At 43.6% G+C, this 21774-nt stretch carries 19 protein-coding genes; 15 read left to right on the top strand and 4 right to left on the bottom strand.

Going from position 1 to position 21774, the window contains the following annotated elements; all coding sequences use genetic code 11:
- The first annotated feature begins 42 nt into the window (after nt 1-42).
- A complete protein-coding gene (locus B4K26_RS06715; protein WP_296244323.1) occupies nt 43-816 on the top strand; it encodes a sulfite exporter TauE/SafE family protein in 774 nt (257 codons plus the stop codon).
- Nucleotides 817-955: 139 nt separating this feature from the next.
- Here the strand turns inward: B4K26_RS06715 and B4K26_RS06710 are convergent, their stop codons facing one another.
- Nucleotides 956-3139, bottom strand: a complete 2184-nt coding sequence (locus tag B4K26_RS06710) for a heavy metal translocating P-type ATPase (protein ID WP_296244322.1) — start codon at nt 3137-3139, stop codon at nt 956-958.
- A gap of 334 nt (nt 3140-3473) precedes the next feature.
- On the opposite strand from B4K26_RS06710, the gene cadR reads away from it, so the two are divergent.
- The gene (gene cadR, locus B4K26_RS06705; RefSeq protein ID WP_296244336.1) at nt 3474-3884 is read left to right on the top strand and encodes a Cd(II)/Pb(II)-responsive transcriptional regulator; all 411 of its coding nucleotides are present in this window, start codon (nt 3474-3476) and stop codon (nt 3882-3884) included.
- Between the two features lie 162 nt (nt 3885-4046).
- Here the strand turns inward: cadR and B4K26_RS06700 are convergent, their stop codons facing one another.
- Nucleotides 4047-5174 carry a M14 family metallopeptidase gene (locus B4K26_RS06700; protein WP_296244321.1) on the bottom strand — a complete coding sequence of 376 codons (1128 nt, stop codon included), beginning with the start codon at nt 5172-5174 and terminating at the stop codon, nt 4047-4049.
- A 297-nt stretch (nt 5175-5471) separates the two neighbouring features.
- Here B4K26_RS06700 and otsB point away from each other — a divergent pair, with 297 nt between their 5' ends.
- From otsB to B4K26_RS06645, 11 genes are all read left to right on the top strand, one after another.
- Nucleotides 5472-6422 carry a trehalose-phosphatase gene (otsB, locus tag B4K26_RS06695; RefSeq protein ID WP_296244320.1) on the top strand — a complete coding sequence of 317 codons (951 nt, stop codon included), beginning with the start codon at nt 5472-5474 and terminating at the stop codon, nt 6420-6422.
- 39 nt (nt 6423-6461) lie between these two features.
- Nucleotides 6462-8075, top strand: a complete 1614-nt coding sequence (locus B4K26_RS06690; protein ID WP_296244319.1) for an alpha,alpha-trehalose-phosphate synthase (UDP-forming) — start codon at nt 6462-6464, stop codon at nt 8073-8075.
- Nucleotides 8076-8093: 18 nt separating this feature from the next.
- Nucleotides 8094-9233 (top strand): acyl-CoA dehydrogenase, encoded by a 1140-nt coding sequence (locus B4K26_RS06685; RefSeq protein WP_296244318.1) that lies wholly within the window; start codon nt 8094-8096, stop codon nt 9231-9233.
- 86 nt (nt 9234-9319) lie between these two features.
- Nucleotides 9320-10123, top strand: coding sequence for a PIG-L deacetylase family protein (locus B4K26_RS06680; protein ID WP_296244335.1), 804 nt, complete (start codon nt 9320-9322; stop codon nt 10121-10123).
- Nucleotides 10107-10931 (top strand): class I SAM-dependent DNA methyltransferase, encoded by an 825-nt coding sequence (locus B4K26_RS06675; protein ID WP_296244317.1) that lies wholly within the window; start codon nt 10107-10109, stop codon nt 10929-10931. The genes B4K26_RS06680 and B4K26_RS06675 overlap by 17 nt, the downstream gene beginning before the upstream one ends.
- A gap of 61 nt (nt 10932-10992) precedes the next feature.
- Nucleotides 10993-11697, top strand: a complete 705-nt coding sequence (locus B4K26_RS06670) for a glycosyltransferase (RefSeq protein WP_296244333.1) — start codon at nt 10993-10995, stop codon at nt 11695-11697.
- A gap of 269 nt (nt 11698-11966) precedes the next feature.
- Nucleotides 11967-12170, top strand: a complete 204-nt coding sequence (locus B4K26_RS06665) for a CsbD family protein (RefSeq protein WP_296237050.1) — start codon at nt 11967-11969, stop codon at nt 12168-12170.
- Between the two features lie 519 nt (nt 12171-12689).
- Nucleotides 12690-14297, top strand: coding sequence for a glycosyltransferase family 2 protein (locus B4K26_RS06660; RefSeq protein ID WP_296244316.1), 1608 nt, complete (start codon nt 12690-12692; stop codon nt 14295-14297).
- A 178-nt stretch (nt 14298-14475) separates the two neighbouring features.
- Nucleotides 14476-15855 carry a glycosyltransferase gene (locus B4K26_RS06655; RefSeq protein ID WP_296244315.1) on the top strand — a complete coding sequence of 460 codons (1380 nt, stop codon included), beginning with the start codon at nt 14476-14478 and terminating at the stop codon, nt 15853-15855.
- The gene (locus tag B4K26_RS06650; RefSeq protein WP_296244314.1) at nt 15855-17084 is read left to right on the top strand and encodes a hypothetical protein; all 1230 of its coding nucleotides are present in this window, start codon (nt 15855-15857) and stop codon (nt 17082-17084) included. Before B4K26_RS06655 ends, B4K26_RS06650 begins: the two co-directional genes overlap by 1 nt.
- 84 nt (nt 17085-17168) lie before the next feature.
- Complete coding sequence (locus B4K26_RS06645) at nt 17169-18179, top strand: glycosyltransferase family 2 protein (RefSeq protein ID WP_296244313.1); 1011 nt, start codon at nt 17169-17171, stop codon at nt 18177-18179.
- Nucleotides 18180-18243: 64 nt separating this feature from the next.
- Here the strand turns inward: B4K26_RS06645 and B4K26_RS06640 are convergent, their stop codons facing one another.
- Complete coding sequence (locus tag B4K26_RS06640) at nt 18244-19089, bottom strand: hypothetical protein (RefSeq protein ID WP_296244312.1); 846 nt, start codon at nt 19087-19089, stop codon at nt 18244-18246.
- Nucleotides 19090-19132: 43 nt separating this feature from the next.
- The gene (locus B4K26_RS06635; protein WP_296244311.1) at nt 19133-20065 is read right to left on the bottom strand and encodes a bestrophin family protein; all 933 of its coding nucleotides are present in this window, start codon (nt 20063-20065) and stop codon (nt 19133-19135) included.
- Nucleotides 20066-20355: 290 nt separating this feature from the next.
- Here B4K26_RS06635 and B4K26_RS06630 point away from each other — a divergent pair, with 290 nt between their 5' ends.
- Entirely contained in the window at nt 20356-21069 is a 714-nt protein-coding gene (locus B4K26_RS06630) for a hypothetical protein (RefSeq protein ID WP_296244310.1), read from the top strand.
- An 81-nt stretch (nt 21070-21150) separates the two neighbouring features.
- The coding region (locus tag B4K26_RS06625) for a DedA family protein (protein ID WP_296244308.1) at nt 21151-21774 on the top strand (624 nt) is incomplete at its 3' end.

Here is a 21774-nt window from a genome sequence, read left to right as displayed (position 1 = left end):
TGGGGTTATTACCCGATGTCATCCATGAAATAGGATTTTATAGTGACCGATGTTTTAGAGCTATTGCAAACTATCCCGAATTGGCACTTAGCAGGCTTGTTTGTCGCTGGCATGATTGCTTTTATCATCTCTACAGTATCAGGTGGTGGCGGTGCTATGCTGCTGATACCTGTCACATCTTCAATGATAGGAACAGCGGTTACGCCGCCGGTGATTAATTTGGCGACACTTATTAGCAATGCTTCACGGCTCTATTTATTTTGGCATGATATTGATTGGTCTTTGACCAGATACTATGTCCCAAGTGCCATCGTAGGGGCGTGGCTTGCCGCATTGGTCTTTAGTCGTTTGGATGCCGGCTGGATTCAGTTATTGGTTGGCGTATTTTTGGTATCTACCATCTTCCAATATAGGTTCGGTAAAGTCGATAAAACCTTTGCTATGCCAAAAATAGGCTTTATACCTTTGGGTTTTGTCATTGCTTTTATGAGCACCTTGGTCGGTGGTCTCGGTCCTATCCTCAACCCTTTTTATATGAATGCGGGGCTAGAAAAAGAAAGTCTGATTGCCACCAAAACCGCCAATTCTTTTTTTGTGGGTATTATACAAATTGGCAGCTACACTTTTTTTGGTGTATTTACAGCGCAGCTTTGGATATATGGGCTTGTACTAGGGCTAGGTGCTGTCGTCGGCAATATCATTGGCAAACGCTTTTTGGCGGGCATGACCATCAGTCAGTTTAGAGTCATGCTGCTCATGCTCATGGTCATCAGCGGTCTAATAATGATTATAAGAAACATCAATGTGCTGTTTTAACCTGTTTATAAAAGCTGCGATAACCATTTAAATATAGATAAATCGATATAGAAGTCGTTAAAAGCAACAATTTAAAGAATAATAGTTATCAGTTTTTTTAGAATAATTTGTAGATAGGCTTTTATAAATAAATAGACTCTTAGTTTTTAGGTGCCGTGACCATTGGACGAGCGCCTTTAAAACGTAGTAATCGCAAAGCATTTAGTGTGACAAGGACGGTAGCGCCCGTATCGGCCAACACAGCAATCCATAGTCCTGTTATACCCAGTACGGTCGTGATAAGAAATATGCTTTTAAGACCGAGCGCGAAAATCACGTTTTGATGAATATTGGATAAAGTGGCACGCGATAGAGCAATTAGCTGAGCGACGTCCGTTACGCGGCTTTTTAATAAGGCAACGTCTGCCGTCTCAATAGCGACATCAGTACCACCGCCCATTGCAATGCCAACATCGGCGGTTGCAAGCGCTGGCGCATCATTAATCCCATCACCCACCATGGCTATTTCTGTATTATCTTTCATCTCGCTAAGCAGACGTAGCTTGTCTTCGGGCAACAGCTCTGCCTTCCATTCTATGTCTAAATGACTTGCGAGCGCGTTAGCCGTCAAGCGATTATCGCCTGTGAGCATCACCGAGCGCACGCCCATCTCTTTAAGCTGAGCCACGCCTTGTTGCGCATCTTCTCGCAACTCATCTCGTAATGCGACTAAACCAAGAGCCTCACGACTTTTCTCGTCGAACAGCACCGAAACGGTTTTGCCTTCATTTTGTAGCGCTTCGATTTGTGCTTGTTGTTTGGCTGATAATAAAGCCTCTGTAGCCGCGTAAACCGGCGAAGCAATCGCTAAAACCCGCTCTGCCACTGTTGCATGAACTGCCTTACCAGCAGTAGCACGAGCACTAGAAGCTTTAGGTACGACAAGACCAGCGGCTTTTGCGTGCTCTACAATGGCGTTTGCAAGCGGGTGATTCGAACCCGACTCAACACTGGCAAATAACGCTAATATTCCATTCTCACCTTGAAAATCTGAACGCGTATTGGCAAAGGCAACAACATCGGTAACGCGTGGCTTGCCTTCGGTTAGGGTGCCCGTCTTGTCAAAAGCAACCGTATTCACACGGCCAATAATTTCTAAAGCGCTTCCGCCCTTGATAAGCAATCCACGACGCGCGCCGACAGCCAAACCTGACGCGACGGCAGCCGGTGTCGATAGCACAAGTGCACAGGGACAGGCAATCAGCAGCAATGCCAAACCGCGATACAGCCACGTCGCCCACGCGCCGCCCATGACTAACGGCGGAATAATAATAACCAATAAGGCGAGCGCCATCACGGTTGGCGTATAGTAGCGACTAAATTTCTCAATAAAACGCGCCGTAGGGGCTTTGGATGCTTGAGCTTCCTCTACCAGCTCAATAATGCGTGCAATGGTATTGTCAGATGCTGTTTTTTGCACGCGCACCTGTAATGCGCCATCTAAGTTAATCGAACCGGCAAACACTTTTTCGCCTAGCGCTTTAACCACAGGGATAGACTCGCCAGTAATGGGCGAATCATCAAGGCTGGATGTACCCTGCGTAATAACGCCATCGGCAGATACCTTGTCGCCCGGGCGTACGAGTACCATATCATTCACCTGCAGCGATGCCGCAGGAACGTTACGCTGGCCGCCTTGTGCATCAAGCAACACCGCCGTCTTTGGTACCAGTGAGGCCAAGGCTCTGATGCCAGCACGCGCCCGATCCGCCGCCACGCTCTCTAAAAGCTCACCGACTGAAAACAAGAAGACAACGGCAGCGGCCTCTTCAGCCTCACCGATGATAAGCGCGCCAAGTGCCGCGACTGACATCAACATTTCAATTGAAAAAGGCGACCCTGACATCGCCAGTACCGCAGCTTTACGGGCAAATGAATAAACACCAGCCAGCACCGCTACCGCAAATACCCATACCCCGTAAGCAGGAGAAAGTAATGATATGGCGTAGGCAACACTCATCAAAATACCGAGGCCAACGACCTGCTTGCCTTTTAACGTTTGCCACCAACGCTTTTCAGCTAATAGGGCGTCTTGATGGTTATCATCGCTACTGGTATCCGCAGCCGTTTTTTTGTCGGCATAATCAGTGATGCCAAACCCCAAGCGCTTGATGGTTTTTTCGACATCACTGCGCTGAGTGGTGGCATCGGGCGCTAGTGTCAATTCTAACTTTTCTGTCGCAAAATTCACCTGCACGTCAGTAACGCCGGACATACGGGCAAGCGCAGTTTCAATTTTGCCAACGCAACTGGCGCAATCCATTCCTTCAATACGATATTGCATAATAATTTTTCCTTATATTTAAGGTATTATGAACCCTGTAGTGGCTTTAGAGTCAAGGCTAATGACGAGCAAAACTAAGGTTTGATTTTTCCAACCTTAAACCTTATTGTCACTTTATGGTTTAAAATTTTAGAAGTCATGATTTATAGTAGATTCACTTTAAAGAGAAACACAGAGCGACACAGGGCGACTGATATAAATTTTTCGTAGCCTCTGTGATAACAGCAAGCAAGGAGAATTTATATCAGTCGCACATAACGATTAATGTAACGATTTTATCTTTAACTGACACTGACGATATGAAGAGTGGAGAGCGTTATTTATGACAGTAAAAGTGCCAATTAAAATCGGTGAGCTTGCCAAACGTACAGGTGCCACTGTGGAAACCATTCGCTATTATGAAAAAGAAGGCTTATTACCCAAGCCTTCCCGTAGCCAAGGGAATTACCGCTTATATCGTGAGGAGCACATCGAGCGTCTGCAATTTATCTTACATTGTCGTACGCTCGATATGACTTTGAACGAAGTACGAACCTTGCTGCAATATTGGGATGAGCCTGACAGAGACTGCGGCGATGTAGACAACTTATTGGATGAGCATATTCGCGCGGTAGAAATACGCATGGAGGAGCTAGCACAATTAGAACAGCATCTAACGACACTGCGACAAAAATGTGTCAACAGTGCAGCGGCGGTGTCGTGCGGGATTTTAAACACCCTTGCTGATAACGCTTGCCATAAGTAAAATTTAAGATAAAAGCAGCGACGCCAGAAGTGTGTTTATGCCTGTGTTCAGGCTATAAATAAATGGTTAAAGGCGTGTCTTCACTTTAAAAATAAAGCTAAAAATGAGATAAATTAACGTGAAATAATCAAGCTAAGACACACCCTAACGCCAAATCAGCAATTAACGTAACTCATCAACGACCGCAAGCATAGCAACTAACGAAGCTTCACCTAATTTAATAGAACGCTCTGGTGACCAGCCTGTATCCTCAAAAGGTAAATTATTATTGTCTTTAAACGGCATCTCTAAGGTGTTGGCAAGACAATCAAAACGTTCAGCTACCCAGTGCGTGGCGATCGTCATGTTTGCGGTGCCCGGCGCATCAATGTCATAGCCAAATTCAGATTGAAAATCGGCACTGGCCAATTTTAAAACGTCTGAAAATTTATCACGTAAACGTGCAAGGCGGTCGTTATAGCTTGGTGTCCCCTGCGAGCCAGCAAGGAAAACATAAGGTAGCGCTTCATCGCCGTGCACATCATAAAATAAGTCAACGCCAGTTTCTTCCATCTTTTTGATGACATGAAACACCTCAGGGCTTTTTTCTAAGCTTGGATTTGCCCATTCTCGGTTTAGATTTGTCCCTACGGCATTGGTACGAAGATGGCCGCGCACACTGCCATCAGGGTTCATATTTGGCACAATATAAAAATTGGCTTTTTCTAATAACAGCTTAGCAGTGGCATTATCTTCGTCTAACAAACTGTTTAATAATCCCTCAACCAACCATTCGGCCATCGTTTCACCCGGATGCTGACGCGCCGTAATCCAAATACTGCGCTTCTTAGTATCTCCATTACCCACTTTTACCAAAGTTAAGTCGCGCTTATCAAGGGTTTCGCCTAAATGCTCCAAACACACTATCGGGTGCACTTGGACGGCCGCTAATAAGTCTTGGTGACGCTCATAACTGTACGGGGCAAAATACGCAATCTGAATACTTTCACACGCCAATTCTGCCGTGATGGTCAACTTGCCATCTTTATAAGAGGTCGGCAGACGGAACCAATACTCGCGATCATAAGAAGCTACCGCTTGGTAATCCTCCCAACCTGCAAGGTAGGACGCCTCCCCTGCATTTATAATATTTAACACATACTGCTCGCCCACTTCACCTGATAGACGAAAGTTAAACCACTGAAAAAATTCTTCGCCAACGTCCGGACGAATCGCCAATTGGATGTTTGTTTTATCTTCTGCATTGATAACGTCAATATTTCCTGCATCAAAATTTGCGGTGATGTGCATAACCTTTCCTTAATGATTTTTGTAAATTAAAAGACAGATACTAAAAAAACTTATACTAAATACGACATTTTGTCCATCGCAGTATGACAGACTTTATGCCAAACTTATTATGAAGCTTGATTGCTTAGTTTCTATTGCTTAGTTTCTATTGCTTAGCTTCGTTAATTAGTTTTGTTCGCTTAACTTTAATAGATTGGATTTGATTAATTAACTTTGATTAATGAGCAAGGGTTTTCTATCAAATTAGATTAAACCTGCTTTGGTCCAAAATATAGAATTTTAATAAAGGGAAGACAAGTGACTTCAGGAAGAAGCTGCAAGGCAAATAGCGTTCCTATATACATAACGCCAAACCACTTTGTTGATTATCTATCTCATCAGCAGCGCTACTGCCTGTTTCTGGATATCGACGGCACGCTTGCTGATTTTACCCTAAATCCAAAAGATAGCTTCATCCCGCCTGCTACATTAACACTTTTACGAAACATACAAAATCACGGCATCAAAGTCGTTGCCGTGTCAGGGCGAAGTCTGACTGAAGCAAAGCAAATGCTGTCCCCTCTAACATTATCCATCGCCGCCACTCATGGACTAGAAATAGCGTTTGACGATGACAACACTCAGGACAACGATGGTTCAAGTGTTTCGTCTGTTGATACTCATGAGCTTGCTGCCATCAGACAAGCGATTATTGAATCTTGCACGTCCTATGACGACTTTATCATAGAAGATAAACCCTACTCCGTCGCCCTACATTATCGACAAAATCCTGCATTAGCCGATGCGGCTTATGACATTGTAGCAGCAACCTTAAAAAACCATACCAACTGGATATTAAAGAAAGGCAAATACGTCTGGGAAATCGCACCTAAAGGTGCCGATAAAGGCAGCGCGATTTTAACCTTGTTAAAAAGAATGCAGAGCAGCAATACTCTTTGTCCTATTTTTATTGGGGACGACATTACTGATGAAGCAGGGTTTATGGCGGTTCAAGGCGACGATGGATTAAATGAAAAACATCACTTAATAGGACATAGCGCGCCAAAAGAAAATCCGCACAGACCAATAAAGGGCATAGGTATCAAAGTAGGTTATGACCCCAATGAACCGACGTGTGCGCATTATTATGTCAATGACATTTTTGAGGTTACGGTTTTACTGGAGAGCTTTTTAAAGTTTTGTCAACAACGCCCCACTTCATCGTCTGATTTATTTGGTTTATCAGATACTGATTCTAAAAACAAATAACGACTTACTACTATTAAAAAATACAGCGAGACCACTGATATGAGCCGATTAATTGTTTTATCTAACCGAGTGAAAATGCCCGACAACAATCCTATGGCAGGCGGACTTGCCGTCGCATTGCAAGACGTCTTAATGGGAAACTCAGTTGTCTGGATGGGCTGGAATGGCGAAGTAATGAGTGATGAGAATGTGAGCGCTGCCAATGAATTTAGCAGCGTGAAACAAAGTGCGGTGGCGATTGCTGACGTACAAGGAACCAATACCCAAATCACCTACATGACTACAGCTTTCAGCGCTGAGCAATATCAGCACTTTTACTGCGGCTTTGCCAATAATGTACTGTGGCCGCTGCTGCATGAGCAAACATCTCTTATTAGCCAAACACCAGACGATTATGCAGGCTATCAAGCCGTTAACCGTCTGTTTGCTCGCCAATTAAAAAAAATCATTCAACCTGGCGATGTGATTTGGGCACATGATTACCACTTTTTAAGCGTGGCCTATCATTGTAGGAAGCTTGGGATAAACAATCGCATTGGCTTTTTCTTACATATTCCCTTTGTCGCGCTTGCATTTTGGCAACAACTTGAGCAAAGCGCTGAGCTGATTCACCATCTGGCGCATTATGATGTGCTCGGCACCCAAACCCAGCAAGGCAATATCAACTGTCTTGCCGTTTTGCAACATTACTTAAAAGACAGCTTGATGGCAGAACACTTAGTAGAAGACAGGTATTTAGAGTCTTTATCCACCAATGTTTTAGACATCAATCAGCCTGTCGTCCAATCTCATCTGCGGTCTGGTAAGGAGCTGATGCTCAATCTAGACTTAAAACCCCAGCATTCGCTACTGATTAACACCTATCCTATTGGCATTAATGTGGCAAGAATCCAGCAGCAAGTCCGCCATTTAGCCTCGTCTCTACCTTTGGATTTTACAAAACATATTACGCATAAAAAAAACATCAAGACTACTACACAACAGATTATTGCGGTGGATAGAATTGATTATTCTAAAGGCTTATTAAGACGTTTTTCAGCCTATCGCGATTTTTTAGCACAATATCCAAGCTATCAAAATCAGCTACAATTATTACAGATTGCTTGTCCGAGCCGCTTAGACTTACCGACATATCAACGACTTTATGAAGAAGTTAAACAAGCGGTTTGTGATATCAATCAGCAATTTTCATCTGATAAAAGTACTTGGCAGGCTATCAAATATAGCGAAAGCGTCTTAAATCATGAGCCACTCATGACGGCATTTTGGCAAAGTGATATTGGCTGGGTCAATTCATTAAAAGACGGCATGAATCTGGTGGCCAAAGAGTATATCGCCGCGCAAAACCCTGATAATCCTGGGGTGCTTATGCTATCGCGCTACGCAGGCGCCGCCGAGCAAATGCAAGCAGCGGTTATTGTTGATCCGCATCAGCCTGACAGTATGATAGAGGGGTTAAAGACAGCATTAACGATGCCTCTAGAAGAGCGGCAGTCTCGCCATCAGGCACTATTGCAGGGACTGTACCAAGATGATTTACACGCATGGCAGCAACGTTTTTTAGACGATTTATATTTAGATGACCTATATGATAGTAAAAAACAGCCAACAGATAATGGAACTTTAGATGCCGTTCAAATGTCTGATTCATAATAATAATTAGGAGACTTTATGCTAGCACTCAATGCACCAAACCCTTTATTGTCAAATATAAAAACTGCTGTAGAAGCGCTCATCCGCGCGAATAATCAAACGGTGAGTGGGCTGGTGATAACCGATGTATTGCACCGTGATATATTAAATATCTTAGTCGGCTATAGCGATAAAATCCCTCACCCTGCTAGCGGTACTGACGAGGTTATCAGTGCTAAAAGCGCTCCCACGGATAAAAAAAACAAACGGGAAACCAACTCAAATACATTGATTCGCTGGCAAGTTTTGGCGTATGTTGCCAGCATAGATTTAACGATTGCAAAATGGTTTGAGTCGCATCTCGATGCATTAAGTATTTTGCATGAAGTGGGCTATGATAAGGCGCCTCAGGGATTGTGGGCGATTTGGGCAGCAGAGGGACATCCTGATCCTATACGCTATGAGGAGGGTAAAGTCAGCGGTACCAAAGCCTGGTGTTCTGGAGCCAACATGGTGGATTACGGGCTCATGACTTATCGTGATGAGCATGGGCAGGCGCAACTGCTGATGGTGGATATGCATCAGGCTGGCATCGATATTGACAATACGCCTTGGCAAGCAGTGGGCATGCAAGCCACTGATACCGCTACCGTACAGTTTTATCAAGTCGCTGCAAGTAACGTCGGTACGCCAAATGCCTATCTAGAACGAGCGGGATTTTGGCATGGGGCGGCAGGTGTTGCTGCTTGCTGGTATGGCGCGGCGGCTTGTATAGCCAGTTATTTGATAACCTCCTATAAGCACAAACCTAACGATTATAAAGCCATGTATTTGGGACAAATCAGCACAGCACTGGCCGTCACTCAGCAATACTTTTATCACATTGCTGATTTAATAGACACTGAGCCGCAGCAAAGCCATGAACTTGTCATTCGCCAACTACGTGCCAACGTCGAGCAGGTAGCGCGCCAAGTAATGGAGATCGCCGGACAAGCGTTAGGGGCAGCACCATTTTGTAACAATGCCCATTTTGCCAGATTGTCAGCGGATTTGGCTGTATTTATTCGTCAAAGTCATGGCGCCTTTGATTTACAAAAAATCGGCGAGCTATCTAGCGTTTTAGCCAGCGCCTCAACCACCGATTTGACCGGCAAGCAGGACAATATATGGCAACTGTAATACCCAAAACGAATGTAGCACTAGACCTTACCGTCTCCGGCACTGAGGCAGAAAGAGGCACTCAGCCTTTAACAGCTCATACCGTCATGCCTGCTCACTTATCCAAGCCCAATCATCCGATTGTCGGTGACCGCGTGATTGAAGGGGATGGCACCAGTCGCGACGCTTGGCAAAACTGGCAAGGCTTGCACAACATACCTCGATTGGACATGGCAAAAAACTTTCCACCGCAGCAGCGTGTTTGCGTGTTTGCGCCGCATCCTGACGATGAGATATTGGGCTGCGGCGGACTGCTGCAACAGCTAGCCGCTAATGGTAATCCTATCATCCTCGTTCACGTGACTAACGGCACAAAAAGTCACCCAAACTCGCAGCTTTATCCTGCGCAAATGCTTGATACCATTCGGCCCCAAGAAAGCCTAGCAGCGTTAAAAGTTCTGGGCCTGTCGCATCAGGTGACGTGTATTGCTCTCGAGCTAACCGATGGCGACGTCTTTAATCAAAAATATCAATTTCATAAAAAATTAGCCGCTATTATCCAGCCAAACGACATTTTAGTAACGCCCTTTATGCGTGATGGGCATCCTGATCATGAGGCAACAGGGCAAGTGGTCGCCGCCTTTGCCAAGCAGCATCATTTGGCCTGTTATCAAGTTTTAATTTGGGCGTGGCATTGGGCAAAGCCTGCCGACAGTCGCATTCCTTGGCACTGCGCCGTCAGAGTGGATTTAACGCCTGAGCAATTGCAGCGAAAAACTCAAGCCATTGCCTGCTTTAAAAGCCAAATAACCGTTGATGAGAGTACGGGTAACCCGCCTATTTTGTCGGCTCAAACCATCGCTAGAATCAGCCAACCTTGGGAAGTTTATTTATATGAGCTACAACCTTAACACTATGCCAACGATGAATAACGCCAGTAAGTTGCGTATTGCAAAAACCGACTTGCGTACTTCTAAAGCGGATTTGCATCTGTCTAAAAACCAAACGGCGCACGACAGCTCTACTGATAAGTCATCTGATACTCATTCCGCTAATACCTACTCAGAAAGCTATTTTGATGCTTTATATAATGACAATAGCGACCCGTGGCAGTATCAAACCCGCTGGTATGAAAAACGCAAACGCGATATGTGTCTAGCGGTGTTGCCACAAGCTAAGTATGCTAATGCCATTGAATTAGGCTGCGGTAATGGCGTGTTTAGTGAGCTACTTGCCCGCCGTTGTCAGGCGATGCTAAGTATTGATGGCAATCATCAAGCGGTGCAACTTGCCAAACGACGCTTGGCAGAGTCCACGCATGTAAAGGTCATTCAAGGGGTTATTCCTGACGTATTAACAACTAATAAATCATCCTTTGATTTAGTCATTATTAGCGAGATTTTATATTATTTATCAACAAACGATATCGATACCGTTATCGCTTGGATTAAGCAAAACCTTGCGGTAGGTGGCACGTTGCTCTGCTGCCATTGGCGCTATGCGATTGATGGCTTTGCAATGACGGGTGAAACGGTACATCAGCGCCTGCATCAAGCGTTTAACAAGGTAAATAATGACGCAAATCCTGAACAGGAACAGCATATAAATACTAGACATTCAACTTTTACGCATCAAAGCAAAATTATCGATAGCGATTTTTTATTAGACGTTTGGCAACACACTTCAGAGTCGGTCGCCATGCAAGAAAATTTGGTATAAAAAGAGATAACCGTCAGTAAAGCAAGTGGAAATATGGAAGATATAAAAGTATATGGATGATATAAAAATTGGAATTGTCATTCCGGCTCATAATGAAGCGGTGACTATTACTAAATGCTTAGCAGCCGTGCAGGCCGCCGTTGAGCAGCTGCCCTCCACTATTACGGCGACTGTGCTGGTAGTACTTGATAGCTGTAGCGATGATACGCTTGCATTGGTTAAAAGGGCCCAAGTTCAAAGTGCCGGGGACGAAAGAACTGGCATTCATTATCTCTGCTGTGATTATCGATGTGTGGGACAAGTACGAGATTTGGGCATTCGTCATGCGATTGCCTCTGGTGCGACTTGGATCGCCTGTACCGACGCGGACTCAGTCGTCCCGCCCGATTGGCTGATACAGCAGGTCGCTCATATTAAAGATCAGCCTACCGATATGATTTGCGGCGTCGTGAGTGTTGATAGTTGGGCACATTTAACCCCCAAAACGCGCCAAGCTTATGTCACCCATTATCAAGATATGATGGGTCATCGTCATATTCATGGGGCAAATTTAAGTTTTAGTAGTGACGCTTATCTCGCCGTTGATGGCTTTGCGCCTCTACCATGCCACGAAGATGTCGATTTGGTTAAAAAATTTGAAACCCAAGGCTATATGATTACTTGGAGCAATCGCGTTCGAGTTATTACCAGTAGCCGCCTGCTGGCTCGGGCAACAGAAGGTTTTGCTGCGTTTTTAGCGAATTTAGAGATAACCAATTCACCGTAAACATTTTCAAAAGCGTGGCGTCTTTTATAAAAAATACCGCACTTATGACATGAGACATACTTCAATAACATAATTCATCTGTCACTAAGGTTTGAGTAACACTCCAAACATTCAGCCTACAGACAACGGATGGGGCAATGCGTACAGTGGTTTTGTCAGTTAGGAATTTTTACCAGCTGATAACCCATCAATAAGAAGTATAAGAAACCAAATGGATGGGTTTTAATGTTTAATAAATTAAACCTAATAACCGCAAAAGGAATGCTACTATGAATGAACATACTCTAAAAGGTGATTGGAACCAACTTAAAGGCTCAGTAAAACAGAAATGGGCAGATTTAACCGATGACGACCTCACCCACATCGAAGGCGACCGTGATAAGCTGGTTGGTCGTGTGCAAGAACGTTATGGACGCAGTAAGGAAGATGCCCAGCGTGAAGTTGATGATTGGCGCCAAAGCAATAACTATTGATTAAAAATTAAAACGGCTATTCTAGATTACTCATTGTCTGAAAGACAATAGGTATTAAAAATATAAGAGCGTATTGGACAATGTGGCTTTTTACCCATGCCTGTCTAATACGCTTTTGTTATTTTAAAACTGAGTATCTTTTAAAGCCAATCCGTCCTATGATTGAACCCCGCTCCAATACAATCCTAAATTCAAATCTCCCTCCCTTATCATAGCTCTCCCATCTTATGGCTAAACTCTTTTTCTCCCTCAAAAACTTATTTACTTCGTAACATAAACACTGTTTAAACACCGTTATATATACTGACATTCATAAAATTAGCTAAATAAATTACGTAGATTTACACTCTTTAATATTTGCCAACACTTCACAGTCTAAAGGTTACGGAGTTTTATATTACTATCTATAGAGTAATTGATGAGGTAATAACAACTACTACATTATAACTATTAATAGCCTCAATTTTTTATACGTTCTTTATAAACATTTTGCCTGTCGTATGTGCCTAAGGATAAGCCATGACTATTAATAAGAAAAATCTTTTAGCTCCTGCGTCGCTAAGCTTTCAATTAATGACACGGTCTGAACCGCCAGAGTTGGTGATTGCTACCATCCAGTCTTTGCTGGCGGTAAAATATGCCAATGATGAGATACTTATTATTGATAATAATAATACGGACACGTCAATGTATCAGCCATTGGCAGCGTTTTGCGCAAGCTTAGACCCAAAGCTCAATGTACGTTTTTATCATATTGATGCTGTAGAAGGTTTTAAGGCTGGGGCATTAAATTTGGCATTGGGGCTTATGAACCCAGACTGTAGTCACATTGTGGTGGTTGATAGTGATTATCAAGCACTGCCCCATGCAAGAAAATCGATTGCCAATGCTATCGAGCGTTATCCTGATCACACTCTTTTGCAGTTCCCGCAATTTTATCGCAATACCGATCAAGTGGACACGCACAGCGAGCTCAACCACTATTTCAATCATCATTTATACCGCCCTTTTAATCGTGAGCGGGCGCTATCGACAGGGACTTATGCGGTAATTCGCCGCTCGGATCTTTTGAGTTTGGGTGGTTGGTCAGGTGCTTCGATTACCGAAGATGCCCAAATGGGTGTCTTGATGCACCAAAGAGGTTTTCGTAGTCGCTTCATACCAGAAGTCATCGCAACGGGTTTATTGCCCAACAGCTTAAATGATTTGATGTCCCAACGTCGGCGCTGGATCTATGGCAATATGCAGGTGCTAAATGGCTATTTCTCGATAACGCTTCCAAATAACACCCAAAGTCCTGTGAGTGCGCAGCAAGGGGGTATACAGCAAAAATCAAGCCCCGCTCTTGCTTCTAATCAACGCCCTATAAATAGCCCAAAAGTAAAAAGTATCGTTGAGCGCTTAGCTTACACGCGTGCCCATCTGTCACAGCTGAGCGCTTGGATAAACTTTACTGGCTTCTTTATTTTTTTGCAGATGGTGACATTATTCATCCTTAGCTATGCGCTCTTGGGTGCTCAATTCTCAGGTGCTACGCCTGATGCGTCTTTACTCACGCCTTTATACCTAGTATATGCCAGCTATGCTGTTTTTGTCATAAGACGGCTGTGGGCATACTCACAGGATCAAGCGCCGTTGAATAAACAGGTCAATAAAGGCCATCAGCCAAGTATGAAGATGCGCATAAGAGCATGGTTGATGCACCTGAACTTTTGGGAGCTTGGGGCATTATCTTGGTTGCCTGTTTTATGGGGTAGCGAAAAACCTTTTGTCTGTACGCCAAAGCAAGAATATATTCATACCCACAGCTCATTACGACTAGCAAATATAGTGGCTTTACCTAAGCTACTTTTAATGCTCAATATCGTTACTGCTTTTATCGTAGCGCCGTTTTCTCCTCTCTATTCTCCGCTATTATTTGTCTGTGCTTTGACGGTTTGTGCGCTAAAAATCGACGCGGCAAAAGTGGCATTTGATAACTTTACGGTAACAGAGCAAAAGCCTACCAGTATTAGCATTAAGTCTAAACCTGCGGTTGCGATCTCGCGCAAGCAAGCCAAGCCGCTCACGCCGCTTGAGACAAAAATCGATACCGTGTTTGAAGATAAAAAAATTATTAACTCTTAATTGTTTTATTTAATAACGCATTTCTGGTTATTAACTTAAAAGCGCTTAAAACAATGAATGCTTAAAAGCGGTAATCCACTACGGATAAACCGCTTTAGAGCGTTGTAGCCATTTATTTTTATAAAAAAATTTTTTCTTGCCAATTTAAAATATTCGTCAGTTTAACTTTGAGGTTTCTATGTCTTTTGCTAATACCAAGCTTTTTCCTAGGTTTTCGTCTTTCGCTAACCCTATTGATTTTGTGGATTCTATTCACACTAATAACACTCACTCTGCGCTAATATCCGATAAACCCTTACGCATTGCGATTATCGCCCACTGCTTATACCCTATTGCTCAGCCCTTTGCTGGCGGGCTTGAGATGATTACTCAGCTTATATGTGATGAGCTTGTTGCCCAAGGACATGAGGTATTGCTTTATGCGCATAAAGACAGTCAGACGCAAGCTCATTTGGTTCCAATGCTGACGCCAGAGGAATTTGAGGCGATCGCCTATCCCAATGAGCATGAGTCGTTAGAAATGAGTCGCAAGGAGATGTATCAGTATTTGGTCTATCAAGATGTACTGCGCGATATTATTGAGCGAGATGCACGCGGTGAGATTGATATCGTGCACAACCACAGCTTGCACCATGCTCCAATGATGACAGGTCAAACCTTTGGCGCACGATTTTTTACTACCTTTCATACGCCTATTTTTCCCCAACTGCGTCTGGCACTGTTGACCTTGCGCCACGGCACAACCACCCAATTTACCGCCATTAGCAATCACCAACAACAACTGTTTTCTGAGTTTGTGCCGTCGCAAGTGGTTTACAACGGCATCGATGTAAAATCTTTTACCGCAAATACTGAAACTGGGGATAATTTTACCCGTGAGCATGGCGAGGTTTATTTTTGGTATGGGCGTATTTGTCCTGAAAAAGGCACGTATTTGGCCATGCAATATTGTATGGAAGCGGGAAAAAAGCTTATCATCGCTGGTCCTAAAAGTAATGAGGCGTATTTTGATCAACAAGTAGCACCATTACTGGCTAAAGACGATGAAAATGGCGCACAAAAGCTGTTTGATTATGTCGGTCACGTGACCAAGGATGAGGTGAATCGCTATCTCTGCCAAGCAACCGCCATGCTATTTACTAGTACGTGGGATGAACCTTATGGATTGACACTGGCGGAGAGCTTGGCGTGCGGCACGCCAGTCATTGGTTTTGATGTGGGTGCTAGCGCTGAAATTGTCACGCCAAGCACCGGTATTATCGTTGCTAAGGAAGACAAAGAAGCCTTTATAAAAGGTTTTGCTAAAATTAAAAACATATCACGTCAGGCCTGCCGAGAACGTGCCTTACAGTTTTGTTCTGTCGCATCAATGGTAGAAGGCTATCTAGCCCTGTATAAAGAGGCTGTAGCAGAAAACGAGCAGAAGAAAATTCAGCAGCAAATAGAGTCTGATACGGTAGCAGATGCGCGGTTGGCATTAAATTTATTTAAGCGTAATGGTAAGGATAATAAGCTAAAGCCGTTCATTCATTCATTAAATCTTGTGGAGCAAGGATAATGCGACTGGGTTATTACGCCCATCATCACGGCTCAGGGCATTGCCGTCAAATCGATAAACTTGCTACCCTCTTACCCACTGAAGTAAGAAAACAATTAACGGTATTCACCAGCTTAACTCCAGATACCTATACTTTTACCTCTATAGATGAAAAACAAATTGTACGGCTATATGCAGAAGATGAGCGTGCAGATGATGTGCTTGTGGGGCGAGCAGGAGAATACTGGCAACCAGCCAGCCTGCATTATTCGCCCGTTGGTAATAGCGATATTCAAAAGCGTAGCCACCAAATACTCGATACGATTTATCAGCGGGGCGTTGATTTAATGATCATCGATGTGAGCGTTGAAGTTGCCATGCTATGCCGAGCGGCGAGTATTCCGTATCTTTATGTTAGGCTTCCTGGTGTTCGTGATGATGCTCCGCATCTGAATGCTTTTGCTGGCGCGCTTGCTTTATTAGCGCCCTATCCTCGCCCATTAGAATCTGCGTTGACGCCTGAGTGGGTAAGCAAAAAAACGCTATACCTTGACTTTATTAACACTGAGCAACGAAAACAGCAAACTTACCCTGATTTTATAAGAGAAATAAAGGCGCTTACGGCTGACGAAAAAGCGCTTTCTTTGATAACAGAAAATAAAAACAAAAATGCGCCTTGTATCGTTACAGTGATTAAAGGCTACGGCGGTCATAAAGCCATTGATGCAAAGCTGCTTGAGCTGCGCAGCCTTTTGCCCAATGCCTTTATCATATCGCTCGGTCCTATCGATGATGATAAGCGGTCTTATGTCGATATTGCAATTCAAGTGAGCGACGTAACGCCATTTATCGAGCATAGTGACTATCTGCTGATGGCGTGCGGCTTAAACGCTGTTGCCCAAGCCTATAACTATGCCACGCCGTTGGTGGTTCTACCTGATGACCGTCCTCATCAAGAGCAAGAAGTCATGGCGCAAGCACTAATCCATGAGGGACGCGCATTAAGTTGGCAGCAATTTAAAACCTTGTTAAGTGGGGATGCTAAGATGGATCCAAATGGATTATCGGCTAACTCACCTGCGCCGACCAATCTGGTATCAAAGTCTGATAGTACAGATAGCGCAGCGCTCAATCAAGACGATACGTCTGCCTCTCAAGCGTTTATGCAGAGCACGACCCAATACCCGACGACTAAAGCTTGGTTTGAAAAGTGGTTATTGCCGCGGCTTGAATTAAATCCTGCATGCTAGAGCGTGACCTCACGACAAATAGCCGGAGCAATAACGTCAATAAAATATAAAATAATGTAATAAAAGAATAGGCAACGATAAGACATGACCACAAAACCCATCACCAATGTTAATGCGGTATCCGATCTCGTACCAGTAACCGTTATCACGACTTGTTACGGGCGCAACCACCATCTTTATAATTTACTGAGTAGCCTAATGAATGGCAGCGTCAAACCCGACGAAGTTATTATTGTTAACGATGACGCCGAGCCTGAGCGTCTGGCTGAATTTTCTTTAAATATTGTGAAGCTTCCTACTACGACTACTAATGCGGAAGACACGCCAGTCAATCAAACATCTGCTATATCAAGCAAAATGGACTTTGATATTGGTCATAATCGCAATATTGGCGCCGCGCATGCTACAAATGACACGCTGATATTTTTGGACGTTGATTGCATCGTAGCGCCGACCTTTATTGAGCAATTAAGCGCAAAATTGGCACAGTATCCAAACGCCTTAATTATGGGGCAACCGCGCTATCTGACACGACCTTTATCAGCTAAGGAAAGCTTAGAATTACAAAGTGGCGGGCTAACCAGCGCTTATTTAAATCGCCTATCTGTTTATAACCCTTATCGCGATAACTTCGATGAGACGGATTGCACTACTACCAATATGGCGCACACGGCTATTAAACAGACGGATGATTACGGCACATTTTGGAGTTTATGCTTTGCGATTAAGCGGCAGCAGTTTGAGCACATAAATGGATTTGATACACAATACACAGGTTACGGGGCAGAAGATACCGATTTTGCCTTTACAGCGCGTAAGTTAGCCATAGATTTTTATCTCACTGCCGACCTCATTTATCATCAACAACATACCGTTTATCGGCCGCCTCTTAATCATTTAGAAAGTATTATCATCAATGCCAATCACTTTTATAAAAAATGGCAATGCTGGCCGATGGGAGGCTGGCTTGAGGAGTTTTCTGACATGGGGTTGATTGATTGGGCGAACGAACAATCAACTCCGATAGCCCTATTACGCAATCCCAGTAGTGATGAGCTAGCGCTTGCTCATTATCCTGATGCGGCTTACGTTTAAATAGCAGACATTTAAACTAAAGTCGTTTAAATTATGGACGTTTAAATTAAAAAATTTTCCTTACCTAATACTGCCGTATGATTTCTACTTCCGCTGGCGGCGCACTCATTTCGCGACGCTCAAACGCCCAATTATGTCCGTGCCAAAAATTCGAGATTTTATCGTTGTCACTAAAACCAATCATCAATAATTGCAGCGGCTGCGGGGCCTTTTGCATCAATTGCACATGCTCTCGAGCCGCTAACAGCAAGCGATACATCAAAAACCCCGACGAAGGCGCTGAAGAGTGAATATCGCTAAAGTAAGGGTAATCTTCAACGACCGGATGGCACTCCGATAATACGCTATGATACTTTTCATCCTGCAATAGTGCTTGCACGGCTGGCGGTATCATCAGTATACGCTCGTCAGTAATCGGATCATCATCAGGACTTGGATCATCACTTGGCGACGGAAATTGATAAGGCTGATTACTGAGTAGGATGCCTAATGGCGCAGCTTTTGCCATTCGCTTCATCACAGCTACATTATTGCTTCTTGGTGGTAAGCCAAAATGCAGTGCACTATCCCCAATTTGGCGAAAAAACAATAATTTCGGCAAGGTGCTGGCTAACGGATGATTGGCAAAAAAATCAGCGTGAATGAAATGGTTAAACAACACCAAAACATCATCAGGGCGTAATAAATGCGCCAATTGATCGGTGCTAGTAGTAGGGTTATTAGCAATAAATACGATTCTATTGTTTTGCTTTAAGGCATTTTGGATATTGGGTGGCAAGCTTATAAAGGCGGCGGCCTCTTTGTTTATTTTATTGTTTATTTTATTCAAATCATTCTCATTAATGGGTTCAGATAATAGATTATTTGCCAAGATTTTTGCAGATATTTTTTCAGGTGCTGAGGTTGACATATAAAAGGTGTTTTTCCTATTAGATAAAGACAAGATTGACCATTTATTGCAAATAGCCATTTTTAGCAGTGACGTCAGGTGGCAGCTCAGTTTCACCTAAGGCTTCCAGTAAATTAATTTCAATAGTACGTGATAAAGCCGTCAACGGCAATTGATTGGCAGCCACGCCAAAAGGTTCTTCTAGCTCTTCACTGAGCGCATCTAAACCAAAAAAGGTGTAGGCAATTACCCCGCAAATCAAAGGTGTTACCCAGCCTAAAGAAGAGACCAAACCAAAAGGCAGCATAAAGCAATACAGGTAGGTCGTGCGATGCACCAACAATGTATAAGCAAATGGCAACGGCGTGTTATGAATACGCTCACAAGCGGACAAAACCACTGTCATTGAGTTTAGGCGCTCGTCCATGTTTTGCAGCATATGATCCGACGTTAAGCGCTGCTGCCGGCAATAGCCAAGCTCTGTGCCAAGCAAATGCAGTAGAAAGTCAGGCAGATTTTGCGTCCGCCTCATGCTGGCATGATGGATGGGTGCCACAAAACGCTCAATATCTTGCCAAGGCTCGCTATCACGAAGTCGATGGCGCAAAGCATGGGTAAAAGCGATGCTCAGATAAATCATTCGGCGCTGAGTATCTCGCGCCTTATCACTGTCATTGTCCTCGTCTATATAAGACAGCACTTGGCGGGTAAAGCTGCGCGTGTCATAGACCAATTGGCCCCACAACCCTCGCGCTTCCCACCAACGCTGATAACTGGCATTGTTACGAAAGCCTAAAAATAACGACAGCGCAATCCCAAGCAAGGTAAACGGCGCAACGCTATAAGAAGAAAACGAGCTCGGAAATCCGTGCTGAACAGTAGTGATAAAAGCACTAATGAGGCTAATCAGCAAAATTTGCGAATACACCTTTGGCAGGATAGAGCCGCGCAAGGTAAAAAGCAGTTTAATAGGGCTTAGCTTTTGCTTGACGATCATTTTAATATCCTGACGAATGGCGCTTTTAAAAATAATGGCGATTTTTTGCAGGACGAAATGATAACAGACTACGAAAGCATGAGCAGCAAAAATAACTATTTTATGTTTTTAACTTCTTATCTTTTTGACCTAATCCATAAATTTCTAAAAAATCATCGGTTGTTATAATGATGTAAGGATAGAATACGCAAGGATACCTAACAGATGTCATCACTTAAAAATTCGATTATAGTAGATAGGTTTATAACCCGCTAAATAAATTGAAGTTAAATAAATCTAAGGATTAAATCATGAAAAAATTAGGCTTAATTGTCGCTGTATCTGTAGGGTTAAGCGCTTGCGCAAGCGGTATGAATGGTGGCACCACACCGGGCAATTCAAACAACCATTCAAACAGCATTGTCACCCAATATCCGATTGAAACGGCTATGCTTAATATTTATACCAAAGCTCGTAGCCAGAGCTTAGTGGCGACCGTCGGCAATCAAACCGCCTCTGCGGATATTAAAGTCACGCCCAAAGGCAGTATGGTATTTAACAATAAACAAGTAGAAGGCGCTGAAGTAAACACCATCAATAAAGTCAATAATCAAGTGACTGATCAATCGGTTGCGATTAATTACTTTACCCTCAATCCTTTGGTATTCCACGGTTTTACCGACAGCTCAGGCAAATATTCACTTTCCAATCAAACCACTACCCTTCCTAAAATGGCAACGGTGGGCTCCTCTAGCAAATTAATCACCGAAGACGTCTATGCCGATAGAAGTATGCGTAAAAAAATAGGTACTTATCACCAAGATTGGTCTTTGAGCAGGGATAGCAATAATACCGCGTGGTTCTGTATAGAGACTTCAGCCAATTTACTGCTGAATAATGATCCGAATGGCAGCTCGTCAGAATGCTATAAAATCAATGCTCGCGGCGATATTTTAGACAGTAAAGTGACCATTAACCAACCTATCGTCAACGGCGCAAAAACAATTACCTTTACCAGTCGATAGTTTTTACAAATCGATAATTTTTAAAAACTGGTAGTTATTACAAGTCGACAACTATTTACCTGTAAATAATTTAGGACTCGAATGGATCAAATGAGTGAATGGGTACTTGGTATCATGGCAAAGTTTGGTTACTTTGGCATTATATTTGCCATGTTTGCTGAAAACGTCTTCCCGCCCATTCCGTCTGAGATTATTATGCCAGCTGCTGGTTTCGCCGCTTCTAAAGGCGATATGAGCATTGTCTTGGTTATTTTAACTGGGACGCTTGGCGCGGTGCTGGGTGCGCTACCCTTATACTATTTGGGCCATAAATTCGATGCACCGCGCTTGGTCGAATTCACTGAGAAATACGGCAAATACGTGTTCATAAAACCTGCCGACATCACCGACGCCAATGCGTGGTTTGATAAACATGGCAAAATGGCGGTGTTTTTTGGGCGTATGGTGCCGGGCGTACGTTCGCTGATTTCAATCCCTGCTGGCATGAATAAAATGGCACTGCTGCCTTTTTTATTATTGACAGCGCTAGGTGCTAGCATTTGGACCGCAATATTGGCGCTAGCTGGTTATTACTTGGGTCAAAATTATGATGCTGTCGCAGGCGTCCTAGCTCCTTATTCTAAAGCTATCGGTATATTAGCCGTGGTTATTATTATCGGTTTGCTTACCAAACGTCGTTTAACTAGGGCATGTCTTCAATTGGAT

This window comes from Psychrobacter sp. UBA6766 (genome assembly GCF_002453355.1).
Lineage (GTDB): Bacteria > Pseudomonadota > Gammaproteobacteria > Pseudomonadales > Moraxellaceae > Psychrobacter.
Note: the sequence above shows the minus strand (reverse complement) of the source record. Positions and strands in the feature narration are given on the sequence as shown.

Excerpts from the sequence above, each read along its gene's own strand:
- B4K26_RS06630 (WP_296244310.1), top strand. The coding sequence starts at position 20,356 with ATGAAAAAATTAGGCTTAATTGTCGCTGTATCTGTAGGGTTAAGCGCT.
- B4K26_RS06660 (WP_296244316.1), top strand. The coding sequence starts at position 12,690 with ATGACTATTAATAAGAAAAATCTTTTAGCTCCTGCGTCGCTAAGCTTT.
- B4K26_RS06685 (WP_296244318.1), top strand. The coding sequence starts at position 8,094 with ATGCTAGCACTCAATGCACCAAACCCTTTATTGTCAAATATAAAAACT.
- B4K26_RS06650 (WP_296244314.1), top strand. The coding sequence starts at position 15,855 with ATGCGACTGGGTTATTACGCCCATCATCACGGCTCAGGGCATTGCCGT.
- B4K26_RS06710 (WP_296244322.1), bottom strand. The coding sequence starts at position 3,139 with ATGCAATATCGTATTGAAGGAATGGATTGCGCCAGTTGCGTTGGCAAA.
- B4K26_RS06675 (WP_296244317.1), top strand. The coding sequence starts at position 10,107 with ATGAGCTACAACCTTAACACTATGCCAACGATGAATAACGCCAGTAAG.
- B4K26_RS06665 (WP_296237050.1), top strand. The coding sequence starts at position 11,967 with ATGAATGAACATACTCTAAAAGGTGATTGGAACCAACTTAAAGGCTCA.
- B4K26_RS06635 (WP_296244311.1), bottom strand. The coding sequence starts at position 20,065 with ATGATCGTCAAGCAAAAGCTAAGCCCTATTAAACTGCTTTTTACCTTG.
- B4K26_RS06680 (WP_296244335.1), top strand. The coding sequence starts at position 9,320 with ATGCCTGCTCACTTATCCAAGCCCAATCATCCGATTGTCGGTGACCGC.
- B4K26_RS06690 (WP_296244319.1), top strand. The coding sequence starts at position 6,462 with ATGAGCCGATTAATTGTTTTATCTAACCGAGTGAAAATGCCCGACAAC.
- B4K26_RS06655 (WP_296244315.1), top strand. The coding sequence starts at position 14,476 with ATGTCTTTTGCTAATACCAAGCTTTTTCCTAGGTTTTCGTCTTTCGCT.
- B4K26_RS06700 (WP_296244321.1), bottom strand. The coding sequence starts at position 5,174 with ATGCACATCACCGCAAATTTTGATGCAGGAAATATTGACGTTATCAAT.
- B4K26_RS06640 (WP_296244312.1), bottom strand. The coding sequence starts at position 19,089 with ATGTCAACCTCAGCACCTGAAAAAATATCTGCAAAAATCTTGGCAAAT.
- B4K26_RS06645 (WP_296244313.1), top strand. The coding sequence starts at position 17,169 with ATGACCACAAAACCCATCACCAATGTTAATGCGGTATCCGATCTCGTA.